This window comes from Rhabdaerophilum sp. SD176, from assembly GCF_030143245.1.
GTDB lineage: Bacteria > Pseudomonadota > Alphaproteobacteria > Rhizobiales > Beijerinckiaceae > Rhabdaerophilum.
This window is the reverse complement of the sequence record NZ_JARJNS010000005.1, coordinates 125,345-137,923: the sequence shown is the minus strand read 5'-3', so window position 1 is coordinate 137,923 and position 12,579 is coordinate 125,345. Positions and strand designations below refer to the sequence as shown.

Annotated in this window: 11 protein-coding genes; all 11 read right to left on the bottom strand. The window is 65.7% G+C overall.

Annotated elements, in window-relative coordinates:
- Positions 1–76 precede the first annotated feature (76 nt).
- The 11 genes from rpsO to lnt all read right to left on the bottom strand — a co-directional run bounded on the left by rpsO (position 77) and on the right by lnt (position 12,568).
- Positions 77–346 carry a 30S ribosomal protein S15 gene (rpsO, locus tag P0652_RS12930; RefSeq protein ID WP_284179246.1) on the bottom strand — a complete coding sequence of 90 codons (270 nt, stop codon included), beginning with the start codon at positions 344–346 and terminating at the stop codon, positions 77–79.
- A gap of 161 nt (positions 347–507) precedes the next feature.
- Positions 508–1,452: a tRNA pseudouridine(55) synthase TruB gene (gene truB / locus P0652_RS12925; protein WP_284179245.1), complete on the bottom strand. Its 945-nt coding sequence runs from the start codon at positions 1,450–1,452 to the stop codon at positions 508–510.
- Positions 1,449–1,889 (bottom strand): 30S ribosome-binding factor RbfA, encoded by a 441-nt coding sequence (gene rbfA, locus P0652_RS12920; protein ID WP_284179244.1) that lies wholly within the window; start codon positions 1,887–1,889, stop codon positions 1,449–1,451. Before rbfA ends, truB begins: the two co-directional genes overlap by 4 nt.
- Before the next feature lie 65 nt (positions 1,890–1,954).
- Positions 1,955–5,029 carry a translation initiation factor IF-2 gene (infB, locus tag P0652_RS12915; protein WP_284179243.1) on the bottom strand — a complete coding sequence of 1,025 codons (3,075 nt, stop codon included), beginning with the start codon at positions 5,027–5,029 and terminating at the stop codon, positions 1,955–1,957.
- Between the two features lie 47 nt (positions 5,030–5,076).
- Positions 5,077–5,829, bottom strand: a complete 753-nt coding sequence (locus P0652_RS12910; protein ID WP_284179242.1) for an RNA-binding protein — start codon at positions 5,827–5,829, stop codon at positions 5,077–5,079.
- Between the two features lie 18 nt (positions 5,830–5,847).
- Positions 5,848–7,428, bottom strand: a complete 1,581-nt coding sequence (gene nusA, locus P0652_RS12905) for a transcription termination factor NusA (RefSeq protein ID WP_284179543.1) — start codon at positions 7,426–7,428, stop codon at positions 5,848–5,850.
- A 42-nt stretch (positions 7,429–7,470) separates the two neighbouring features.
- Positions 7,471–8,160 carry a ribosome maturation factor RimP gene (rimP, locus tag P0652_RS12900; protein WP_284179241.1) on the bottom strand — a complete coding sequence of 230 codons (690 nt, stop codon included), beginning with the start codon at positions 8,158–8,160 and terminating at the stop codon, positions 7,471–7,473.
- 154 nt (positions 8,161–8,314) lie between these two features.
- Positions 8,315–9,037 carry a tRNA (guanosine(46)-N7)-methyltransferase TrmB gene (gene trmB / locus P0652_RS12895; RefSeq protein WP_284179240.1) on the bottom strand — a complete coding sequence of 241 codons (723 nt, stop codon included), beginning with the start codon at positions 9,035–9,037 and terminating at the stop codon, positions 8,315–8,317.
- 11 nt (positions 9,038–9,048) lie between these two features.
- Positions 9,049–10,260 carry a methionine adenosyltransferase gene (gene metK, locus P0652_RS12890; protein WP_284179239.1) on the bottom strand — a complete coding sequence of 404 codons (1,212 nt, stop codon included), beginning with the start codon at positions 10,258–10,260 and terminating at the stop codon, positions 9,049–9,051.
- A 178-nt stretch (positions 10,261–10,438) separates the two neighbouring features.
- A complete protein-coding gene (locus P0652_RS12885; RefSeq protein ID WP_284179238.1) occupies positions 10,439–10,903 on the bottom strand; it encodes a helix-turn-helix domain-containing protein in 465 nt (154 codons plus the stop codon).
- A gap of 21 nt (positions 10,904–10,924) precedes the next feature.
- Positions 10,925–12,568, bottom strand: coding sequence for an apolipoprotein N-acyltransferase (gene lnt, locus P0652_RS12880; RefSeq protein WP_284179237.1), 1,644 nt, complete (start codon positions 12,566–12,568; stop codon positions 10,925–10,927).
- Positions 12,569–12,579 lie beyond the last annotated feature (11 nt).

Sequence of the window (12,579 nt, the reverse complement as noted above, 5' to 3'; positions counted from 1 at the left end):
TCCCCGCGCCGGGCCGGCCCCTGCCGGTCCGACGCGAGCAGAGGCGGCTTGCGCCCCTGCCCGTTCGGTTGCCCGCTTAGCGGCGGATGCCGAGACGCTCGATCAGCGTCCTGTAGCGGGCCTCGTCCTTCTTCTTGAGATAATCAAGGAGCGAACGACGCTGCGACACGAGCTTGAGCAGCCCGCGGCGCGAATGGTTGTCCTTCTTGTGCGTCTTGAAGTGCTCGGTCAGTGTCGAGATACGGCTCGTCAGGATGGCCACCTGCACTTCCGGCGAGCCGGTATCGCCCGCCTTGGTCGCATAGTCGGAAATCAGCGCAGACTTGCGCTCGGCTGTGATCGACATCGGATGCCTCCATGAGGTTCGAGAAACGGCCCGGCCGGGATGTCGTCCAGCAGGGTCAGGTCAGACGCATACAAAGCGTCGTGGCAGGAACGCTGTCGCTGCCATGGCCGCGTGCATAGCAGGAAATTCATGAAAAGCCAGCGAAAAGACCGGCCAGATCGTCAGGCGAGGTTGAACACGCGGTGCGGACGCAGCTCGCCCTTGTCGATTTCACCGATCGCGATCAGCTCATGGCCAGCCACAACGGCGACATGGCCGAGGACTGTCGGGGCGTCGCGCCCGCGCAGGATGACGCTCTGGCCGCGCTTGAGGCGGGCGGCATCGTGGCGGGAGACCTGGAGCTCGGACAGTTCGGCAAGGCCGCGATCAACCGGTGACAGCAGGGCCGCGACATGGGCCTCCTGCTCGGCCGGGTCGGGCAATGTACGGGTCAGATCCTCGGCCGGGATGAATTCCTGCTCGAGGAAAGGGCCGACGCGGGTACGGCGCAACGCCGTGACATGGCCGAAACAGCCGAGGGCGCGGCCAAGATCGCGGGCAATGGCCCGGACATAGGTGCCCTTGCCGCATTCGGCCTCGAGCGTGGTCGAGTTGCCGTCATGCGCGACGATCGCGAGACTGTCGATCAACACCTCGCGCGCCTCGAGTTCGACCTCCTCGCCGTCGCGGGCGAGGTCATAGGCGCGCTCGCCATCGACCTTGATCGCCGAGAATTTCGGCGGCACCTGAAGGATCGCACCGGTAAAGCGCGGCAGCATGGCCTCGACTTCGTCCTGAGAGGGGCGAAGGTCTGAGGTGCGCGCCGGCGTGCCCTCCGTATCATCGGTCGTCGTCTCGACGCCCCAGGTCACGGTGAAGCGATAGGCTTTCTTGCCGTCCATCACATAGGGGACGGTCTTCGTCGCCTCGCCGAGGGCGATCGGCAGGCAGCCGGAGGCCAGCGGGTCGAGCGTGCCGGCATGGCCGGCTTTCTTGGCCCGGAAGACGCGCTTCACGATGGCGACGGCATGGGTCGAGGTCATGCCGACCGGCTTGTCGAGGATCAGCCAGCCATGGACATCGCGTTTTTTCGGGCGCTGGCCCGGGGGGGAAAGGGTTTCGGTCATTCCGTTTCGGTTTTCTTGTCATCGTCAGCGGCAAGGTCGCGGCGGACGCGGTCATCGTGGAAGATCTTCTCGATCCGGGCCGCTTCGTCATAGCGGTCATCGACGCGGAATCGCAGTTCGGGTGAAAATTTCAGCTCGCGCAGGCGGCGGGACACTTCGAGGCGGAGCTCTTTTGCGTTGCGGTTGAGGGCAGCGACCGCCTCGGCCTCGCCGGTCTCGCCGAGGACGGCCTTGCCGCCCAAAGGCATCACCAGCACAGTGCCATGGCGGAGATCGGGCGACATGCGGACTTCCAGCACCGAGATCAGCATGCCCGAGAGTTCCGGATCATGAATATCGCCGCGCGCCAGCACCTCCGCCAGGGCATGGCGGACCTGCTCGCCGACACGGAGCTGGCGCTGCGAGGGCTGGCCGGGATTGGGATTGGGACGAACCATGTTCCGCTCCAAAAGAGAAAGGCCGGGTCAGCCCGGCCTCCCATAGATGCAAGAGGCCTGAAAGGTCACAGCGAGCGCTGGATTTCCTCGACGCGGAAGCATTCGATGATGTCGCCCGCGCGCATGTCCTCGTAATTGGCGAAGGCCATGCCGCATTCCTGGCCGGACTGGACTTCCTTCACCTCGTCCTTGAAGCGCTTCAGTGTCTTCAGCGTGCCCTCGTGAACCACCACGCTGTCGCGGATCAGGCGCACCTTGGCACCGCGCTCGACCTTGCCGTCGGTGACGATGCAGCCCGCGATATTGCCGACCTTGGTGATGTTGAAGACCTGCTTGATCTCGGCATTGCCGAGCATGGTCTCGCGCAGGGTCGGGGCCAGAAGGCCGGACATCGCCGCCTTCACGTCATCCACGAGGTCATAGATGATGTTGTAGTAGCGGATTTCCACGCCTGCACGCTCGGCCGATTCCCGGGCTTCCTTGTGCGCGCGCACATTGAAGGCCAGCACAACCGCGCCGGTGGCATTGGCGAGCGTGATGTCGGATTCGGTGATGCCGCCGACGCCCGTATGCAGCACGCGGGCGCGGACCTCGTCATTGCCAAGCTTCTCGACCGAGGCCGCGATGGCTTCGACCGAGCCCTGAACGTCGCCCTTGATGACCAGCGGGAATTCCTTGCGGCCCGCCGCATCCTTGGCCTGCTTCATCATGTCGACAAGGCTGCGCGACTGGCCGGCCCCGCGGGCCGCCGCCTGGTCGCGTTTCTGGCGCTCGCGGTAATTCGTGATCTCGCGGGCGCGGGCCTCGCTCTCGACCACGGCCACCCGGTCACCCGCTTCCGGGGCGCCCTGGAAGCCGAGGATCTCGACCGGCAGGGACGGGCCAGCCTCGGCCACGTTATCGCCCTTGTCGTTGATCAAGGCGCGGACACGGCCCCACTGGGCGCCGGCCACGACGATATCGCCGGTGCGCAGCGTGCCGCGCTGGACGAGCACGGTGGCGACGGGGCCACGACCGCGGTCGAGCCTCGCTTCGATGACCGAACCTTCGGCGGCCCGTTCCGGGTTTGCCCGGAGTTCGAGCACTTCGGCCTGCAGCTGGATGATCTCGAGCAGCTTGTCGAGATTGAGCTTCTGCTTGGCGGAAACCTCGATTTCCAGCGTGTCGCCACCCATGCTCTCGACCTGCACGTCATGCTGGAGCAGTTCCGTGCGGACGCGCTCGGGTTTCGCCTCCGGCTTGTCGATCTTGTTGATCGCCACGATCATCGGCACCTTGGCGGCCTTGGCGTGGTTGATGGCCTCGATCGTCTGCGGCATCACACCATCATCGGCGGCGACAACCAGAATAACGATATCCGTCACCTTGGCACCACGGGCGCGCATGGCGGTGAAGGCCGCATGGCCCGGCGTGTCGATGAAGGTGATCTTGCCGCCCAGCGGGCTGGTGACCTGATAGGCCCCGATATGCTGGGTGATGCCGCCCGCTTCGCCGGAGACCACATTGGTCTGGCGGATCGAGTCGAGCAGCGAGGTCTTGCCGTGGTCGACATGGCCCATGATCGTGACGACCGGGGCGCGGTAGACCATGGTGGAATCATCATCGGGAATATCGAAAAGGCCTTCCTCGACATCCGCCTCGGCAACGCGCTTCACGGTATGGCCGAGATCCTCGGCAACGAGCTGGGCCGTATCCGCGTCGATCACGTCGGTGATCTTGTGCATCTGGCCCTGCTTCATCAGGAAACGGATGACATCCACCGCGCGTTCCGACATGCGGTTCGCCAGTTCCTGGATGGTGATGGTCTCGGGAATGACCACCTCGCGGATGATCTTTTCCTTGGGCTCGTTATTGGCCATGCCCTTCATGCGCTGCACGCGGCGCTTGAAGGCGGCCACCGAACGCTGACGTTCGTCCTCGTCCGATGTCACGGAGGTGACCGTCAGGCGACCGCGCGACTTCTCGGCGGCACCCTTGGTGCGCTCCGGCTTGGCCGGGGCGGGCACCTTGACGCCGCTGCCGCGACGCACGCGGCCTTCCTCGTCCTCATCGGGCCGAGGCGCGCGGGGCGGCACATTGCCGACCTCGCGCTTGGGACGCATGTTCTCCAGTTCCTCGATCGGGGCTGCGCCACCGATCGGCGGACGGCCACCCGGCGGACGCGAGCCCGGAGCCGGCGCCTGGCCAGGCCGGGGCGCAAAACCAAGACGGACCGTTCCGGCCGGGCGCTGGCCTTGCGGGCGGGCCCCCTCGAAACGCTGGCCTTCCGGCCGGGGACCATCACGGCGGATGCCGTCACGCGGGGGGCCGCCCTCACGGCGGAATCCGCCTTCACGCGGCGCGCCATCCTGCGGGCGACGCTCGCCACCATCAGCCGGGCGACCGAAACGCGGGCCATCAAGGCGCGGCGGCCGGGTGCCGAAATCACGGGCAGGAGCCGCCGAGCGCGGCTGGTCCTGGCGCATACCGGAATCCTGGCGCATGCCGGAATCCTGGCGCATGCCAGGGGTCGGGCGGGGTTCGTAGCGGCGGGTTTCCGGGGCGGCGGCCGGAGCAGCAACCGCCGGCTGGGGCGCCGGAGCAGCGGCCTGCGGTGCAACCGGCGCAGGGGCGGGCGCCGAAACAACCGGCGCCGGAGCGGCTACCGGCTCAACCTTCGGAGCGGCTGCCTGGCTCGCGGCCTCGTCGGCGCGGCGGCGCTCTTCTTCCTCGCGGCGACGGGCTTCAGCCGCTGCGCGTTCACGCTCCTCGCGCTCACGGCGCTCTTCTTCCTGGCGACGACGATCCTCTTCCTCGCGACGGCGGGCCTCCTGGAGGACCTGCGCGCGGGCATCGCGTTCGTCATCGGTGAGCGTGCGCTGCTGCGACGAGCCGAGTCCGAGCCGGACCGCATTCGCCTTGGCCTCAACGGCCGGGCGTTGCGGGGGCGGAGGCGCACTCTTGGTCTCGACAACCGGAGGCTTGGTTTCCCGCGGCTCGAAACCGCCGCCGGGACGACGCTTGACGGTCTCGACCACGACGGATTTCGTCCGACCATGGGAGAAGCTTTGCTTGACGACGCCCTGCTCCACGGGACGCTTCAGCGAAAGCGTCTTCGATACCGAGAGCGTCTTGTCGCCCGTGCCGTTATTCTCACTCATTCGTGTCGCAATCCTCGACGATCGATCTGTGGTTTTGCCTGCCCGGGTCATCCCCGGGCCGGCGGGTTCCCGGTTCCGCTTGATGCACCCAGCGAACTGGGATCCGGCGTGGCGCCGCCTTCATCCTGCAAGGGAGATGCCGGAACGCCGTGACGGCCGGCATCCGGAACCGCTTGCGGAACCGCCGGGCCATGCGCCTGAAATTCAACGAACCTCAGCGCCCTTTCGAGAAAAACGGAAGCTGCATCATGAACCGAGAGCGCCGCATGTATCACATGTTCACGCCCTATGGACAGACCTAATTCGTCGGAAGCAAAGGCATGAATCACTTTTGGGTCGCTCCTGCGGGGTCCGCGGCCCCTGCAGAGCCCCTGGAGCCGCAGCTTCTCGGCTTCGGAACCGTCCTTCGCCTGCACCAGTGCAAGGAAGGGAGGCCGCATCCCTTCGATCTTGGCGAAGCCGGACGTCACCGCTCCGGCCTTGTTGCAGAGCGCGAGCATCTGCAGGGCATCCTCGCGGAGCAGGTCTGCCGTCCGGTCGATCAGGTCGGGCGTCGCAATGACCGGCTGGCGGAAATGCCGAGCAAAGACCTTGCGCTCGATCGCCTGGCGCAGCGTCTCCCGCCGGGCCGTGATCCAGACCCCGCGGCCGGGCAACCGGTTGCGGATATCCGGCACCACGAGGCCATCCGGCGCGCGAACGAAGCGCAGGAGCTGGTCTACGGGCCGGACTTCCCGCGTCGCCGCGCAGAGGCGGGAGCGGGTATTCCGGTCGGGGCCGTCATCCAGCGCCTCGTCCATGTGCAGGGCCTCTTCGCATCAGGCCTCTTCGGCCATCTCCTCGACCGGCTCTTGCTCGGTCACCCAGCCGGCAGCGACACGTGCGGCCATGATCATGGCCTCTGCCTCGTCGCGCGAGACATCGAGGCCCGAGAGGAAACCGGTGAAGCGCGTGGTCTCGCCGCCCTTCTTTTCCGTCCAGCCGACAAGATCGTCGGTTGCGCAACCGGCAAGATCCTCGACGGTCTTCACATCGTTCTCGCCGAGGGCCACCAGCATGGCCGAGGTCAGGCCCGGAATCTCGCCCAAGGCATCCTCGACGCCGAGTTCACGACGGCGGGCCTGACGCTCGGATTCGATCCGCTCGAGATAGGAACGGGCGCGGTTCTGCAACTCGTCGGCGGTCTCGCCGTCGAAACCCTCGATGGCCAGCACGTCCGAGCGGTCGACATAGGCGATTTCCTCGATCGTGGCGAAGCCTTCCGAGGCCAGGAGCTGGCCGACCATCTCGTCGACATCGAGCGCCTCGCAGAAGAGCTTCGAACGCTCGGCGAATTCCTTCTGGCGGCGCTCGGATTCCTCTGCTTCCGTCAGGATATCGATGTTCCAGCCGGTCAGCTGCGAGGCCAGACGGACATTCTGCCCGCGACGCCCGATGGCAAGGCTGAGCTGGTCATCCGGCACGACAACCTCGATGCGCTCGGATTCCTCGTCGAGGACGACCTTCGACACTTCGGCCGGCTGCAGCGCGTTGACGATGAAGGTGGCGACATTGTCCGACCACGGGATGATATCCACGCGCTCGCCCTGCAATTCCTGGACGACGGCCTGGACGCGGCTGCCGCGCATGCCGACGCAGGCGCCGACGGGGTCGATCGAGGAATCGCGGCTGATCACGGCGATCTTGGCGCGCGAGCCCGGGTCACGGGCCACAGCCTTGATCTCGATGACGCCGTCATAGATTTCCGGCACTTCCTGCATGAACAGCTTCGCCATGAACATGGGATGCGTGCGCGACAGGAAGATCTGCGGGCCGCGCGTCTCGCGCCGGACATCGAACAGGTAGGAGCGGATGCGGTCCCCCGGGCGGAAGACCTCGCGCGGAATCAGCTCGTCGCGGCGGATCACCGCCTCGCCCTTGCCGAGATCGACAATGACGTTGCCGTATTCGACACGCTTGACGACACCGTTGATGATCTCGCCGATCCGATCCTTGAACTCGTCATACTGGCGGTCGCGCTCGGCCTCACGGACCTTCTGCGTGATGACCTGCTTGGCGCTCTGGGCCGCCATGCGGCCGAATTCCACCGGCGGCAGCGGCTCGGACAGCGAATCGCCGACCTGTGCGGCCGGGCTCTTCTTGCGGGCATCGGCGAGATTGATCTCGCGGGCATCATTTTCGACCGCGTCGACCACCTGCATGATCCGTGTCAGGCGGACCTCACCGGTCTTGGGGTGGATCTCGGCGCGGATGTCGGTTTCCGAGCCATAGCGCGACCGGGCGATCTTCGCGTAGGCATCTTCCATCGCCCCGAGAACAATCTCACGGTCGATCGATTTCTCGCGCGCCACGGCATCCGCGATCTGCAGAAGCTCAAGGCGATTGGCGCTGACTGACATCATGTCCTCCGTCGGGGATGGGAGAGCGGGGCAAGCCCGTTCTCAATGGCGCTTGTCTTTCTTTTTCGGCCCGGAGGCCGGGAACTTCTTCTGGGGCTTGGCCGGACGCGGCGCGCGCGGCGGCAGCACGGCCATTTCCGGCTCGGCCGCCGCATCCTCGTCACCTGCTTCGATCCCGTCTGCCAGAAGGGCTTCCTTGCCGCGGCGGAGCGATTCCTCGATCACGGCATCGGTCAGGACGAGGCGGGCCTCCTGGATGTCGCGGATCTCGAGCGAGTGGCGGGGTTCCGCGCCCTCGGGGACATCCGGCAGCAGGATGGCGACCTTCTCACCCTCCACGCCATCGATGAAGCCGCGAAAGCGTTTGCGGCCATCAACAGGAACGGCCATCTCGATGCGGGCATCATAGCCGATCCAGCGCGCAAAATCGCTGATCCGCACGAGCGGGCGGTCAATGCCGGGCGAGGAAATCTCGAGGTGATAGGCGGTGCTGATCGGATCCTCGACATCGAGGACAGGCGCTACCGCGCGGCTGACGATCTCGCAATCATTGACGCCCATCGTCCCGTCCGGACGCTCGGCCATGATCTGCACCGTGCACCCGTTCAGGCCCGAGATCTTCACCCGGACCAGCCGGTAGCCGAGGCTCCGGATGATCGGCTCGACGATCCGGCCAACGCGGCTGGCCATGCCGTTTTCGGTGATGAGCCGGGGCTCGTTCAGTTCGTCCATTCAGGCGGGCCTCTGGCGGGGCTCAAACAAAAAGAGCGGGTCCGTCGCCGGCCCACTCTGTTTTCGCGTGTAACCCCGCGTAAACTGAGATTGATTGTGCTTCTATAGCTCTGCCGCCGGCCGATGGCAAGCCCGGCCCGCCAGACCCGGCCGCTCAGGCCTTGCGAAACCGGAAATAGCCAGGCACGCGGCCTTCGCGGATCGCCTTTTCCTCGTAGCGGGTGCGATGCCAGCTGGTCCACGGCTCCGACCAGTCTGCCGCAGTCTCCGCCAGCCAGACGAGATCCGTCCGCGGCAGGACCCGCGCCAGAGTCCAGCCGGCATAATCGTCAATATCGGTCGCGAAGCGGAACTCGCCGCCGGGCGCGAGGGCGCGGACCACCGCATCGAGAAAGGCAGGATCGACAATCCGGCGCTTGCGCTGGCGCCGCTTCGGCCAGGGATCGGGATAAAGCAGGTCGATCCGCGTCAGGCAGGCCTCAGGCAAGGAAGCCAGCACATCGCGGCCATCTCCGCGCAGCAGGCGGATGTTATCCAGCGAATCAGCCTCGATCGCGGCCAGAAGCTTGGCAACACCATTGAGGAAGGGTTCGACGCCGAGATAGCCGATACCGGGGTTCTGACGGCCCTGCGCCGCGAGATGCTCGCCACCGCCGAAGCCGATCTCGAGCCGGAACTCCGTCATCGGGCGCGAAAAGAGCGGACCGGGGCCTTCGGCCAACCTGTCGAGCGGGATGGTCAGCGCGGGCAGCTGGCCTTCGATCCGCGCCGCCTGGGCCGCGCGCAGGGCCTTGCCTTTCGAGCGGCCATAAAGCTGACGGCGAGGAGACCTTGCAGGCCCCTCGCCATCGGAGTTGTCTCGATCCGCCGGGTTCACGGGGATGTCGATCAGGCAATGGCCTTCTTCAGGGCCGGCACAAGATCCGTCTTTTCCCAAGAGAAGCCACCATCCCGCGAGGCCTTGCGGCCGAAATGGCCATAGGCCGAGGTGCGGGCATAGATCGGCTTGTTCAGGCTGAGATGCGTGCGGATGCCGCGCGGCGAGAGATCCATGATCTCCGGCAGGACCTTTTCGAGCTTGGCTTCATCGGCCTTGCCATTGCCGGTTCCATGCAGGTCAACATAGACCGACAGCGGCTTCGAGACGCCGATCGCATAGGAAAGCTGGATCGTGCAGCGATCAGCAAGGCCAGCCGCCACGACGTTTTTCGCCAGATAGCGCGCGGCATAGGCGGCGGAACGGTCGACCTTGGTCGGATCCTTGCCGGAGAAGGCACCGCCGCCATGGGGCGCAGCGCCACCATAGGTGTCGACGATGATCTTGCGGCCGGTCAGGCCGGCATCGCCGTCCGGGCCGCCGATCACGAAGGCGCCAGTCGGGTTGACGTGCCAGACGGTATCCTTGGAAATCCAGCCGGCGGGAAGCGTTTCGCGGATGATCGGCTCGACGATCTTCTGCACGTCCTTCGAGGTCAGCTCGGGATCGAGATGCTGGGTGGAGAGGACAATCTGCGTCACGCCGACCGGCTTGCCGTTCTCGTATTTCACCGTGACCTGGCTCTTGGCATCCGGGCCCAGCTTCTCGCAGTTGCGCTCGCCGGCCTTGCGGGCGGCGGTCAGGACTTCGAGGATCTTGTGGGAATAATAGATCGGGGCCGGCATCAGATCCGGCGTTTCCTTGCAGGCGTAGCCGAACATGATGCCCTGGTCGCCCGCGCCTTCGTCCTTGCCCGCACCGGCATCGACACCCTGCGCGATATGCGCGGATTGCGGATGCAGCAGCACGTCGATCTTGGCCTTCTTCCAGTGGAAGCCATCCTGCTCGTAGCCGATGGAGCGGATCGCCTTGCGAGCGGCCGACTTCACTTTCGACTTCATCGTCTTGTCGTCGAGGCTGGTGCGGACCTCGCCGGCGATCACGACGCGATTCGTGGTTGCCAGGGTCTCGCAGGCCACGCGGACCTGGGAGGCATCCATGCCGGCCTTGGCGGCTTCGCGGAAGAAGAGATCCACCACTTCGTCGGAAATGCGATCACAAACCTTGTCCGGATGGCCTTCCGATACCGATTCCGAGGTGAACAGATACGACGAGCGCGCCACGTGCGACTCCCTGCTGATGGGTTACGGCCAGCAATGGCCCGGGCTTGGCCGGGCGGATAGGCCGACGGGCGCGTTCCTTGTCGCAGAATGCCGGTCCGGTCAAGTCATTTTGGCGAACGAGTTCGCCAAAACGAACAATGCAGCCGACATAGCAAACAAGAACGCGCCGGAACCGGGTTCAGCCCTTGCGCTGGCCCTCGACCAGCGTCGTCACGAGATCGACAACGCGCCGCCGGACCTTGGGATCCTCGATCGAGGTGAAGGCCTTGGCCAGCGCGATTCCCTCCGGCGTGGAGAGGATATCGACGCGGTATTCCGACTGGGCCGGTTCGGCGAAGCCTGCCGCCATCGCCAGGGACTCGTCACGGGGGGAGCCCTCGAAGAAATAGGCAACCGGCACGCCGAGGACCTGCGCAATGCTCTGCATGCGGCTGGCGCTGATGCGATTGGCGCCCTTCTCGTATTTCTGGACCTGCTGGAACGTAACGCCGAGGGCCTCGCCCAGTTTCTCCTGGCTCATCCCGACGGTGATGCGGCGCATCCGGACCCGGCTACCGACATAGCGATCGACGGGGCTGGGCGCTTTCTTCATCCCGATATCGTCATTCATCATTGTGACCTCAACTAGGAATTCTTCCACCATCGACCGATGCATTCCCGGATATCAGGACAAACGATCCCTGCGATCCCTGAACCGCGACAAACCCGACAGCAGCAATAAACAAAACAAGATTACGATAGAAACGCGCTCACCATATCGGCGATACACAGTGCTTGCTAGCCCCTTCGGCAACGGAGAATCAAGCACATCGGCGATGCCCAGGCCGATCCTCGCCAGGATGCGCCCGTGCGGATCGACCACAGCCGAGATGCCGCTGTTCGCGGCGCGCACAAGCGGAAGGCCGAACTCGATGCTCCGGAGCCGCGCCTGGGCGAAATGCTGGTACGGCCCGGAGGTCTGCCCGAACCAGCCGTCGTTCGTGACAACAACCATCACTGCCTCGCCGGTTGGCGGAAGGGTGATCTCGCCGGGGAAGATCGCCTCGAAACAGATCAGCGGCAGGATGGCGGGGAGGCCCGGAATGGCCAGCGGGCGTCGCTCGGGGCTGGCGGTGAACCCGCCGATGACCGAGACGAATTGCTGCAGCCCGATCGAACGCAACCAATCCTCGAAAGGGAGATATTCGCCGAACGGGACCAGATGGACCTTGTCATACCCCGCGATGATACCGGTCTTGTCGAGGACCTGCATCGCATTGAAATAGCGGAAGCGGGGCTGGGCCTGGCCGGTTTCCTCGGCGCGGATCGCCCCGGTGATCAGATGCGTGCGCGCCGGCAGGAACCGCCCGATGGCCGCCAGCGCCTCCTGATTGCGTTCCAGAACATAGGGGAACGGCGATTCCGGCCAGAAGAGATGGGTGACATCCGCAATGCCGGTGGCATGGGCGCCGCGGGCGGCATCGCTCAATTCCAGATAGCGCCGCAGCAGATCGGGGCCGAGCGTCTCGAAGGTCTTTGCATCCTGCGGGATATTGGGCTGCATGATCCGGAGCCGGATCTCGGGCATCACCGGGAGCAGGGCGAAATCGACGCCCTGCCCGCCCGTAGGCTTGAGCCGGAGCAGCCCGAAACCCGCCATCCCGGCCAGGACGAGGACCGCGAGGACGGACGGGCCCCAGCGGCCCCTGCGGCCGAGGCCGGTTGCCAGCGTTGCGGGCGCAGCAAACAGCGCCAGCGCCAGCAGGCCGAGCCCGCTCGCCCCGATCCATGACGCGGATTGCGCCAGCACGATATGATTGGCGAAGGCCTGGCCGAAACTGTTCCAGGGAAAGCCGGTGAGAACCCAGCCCCTGAGGTTTTCCGCAACGCCGAGACCGAAAGCGAGCGCGAGGATGCGCCCGGCCCCGCGGGACCAGAGCAGGAAGGCAAGGCACAGGCCGAAGGCCGGGAAAAGGGCGAGGAACGCTGGCAGGCCAAGCACACCGAGGGGCAGCAGCCAGATGAATTGCGGCCCACCGGTAACAAAGGCAGCGCCCAGCCACCACAACCCCGCCGCGAAGTAGGCAAGCCCGAATCCCCATCCAACGAGCCAGACCTGGATCAGGCGGTTGCGGATGCCGAGTTCGCCCTGAAAGACCGCATCGACTGACCAGACCAGAGCGGGAAAGGCCAATGCGAGGGCCGGTAGCAGGTCCAGAGGCGGCAGGGCGAGGGCAGCGACAAGCCCCGCAAGGAGCGCGACGAGGAAACGGGTCCGCCGGCCGGCCAGCACGATCCCGTGGTAGAGGCCCTGCACCCGGTCCACCATGCTGTGCCCCC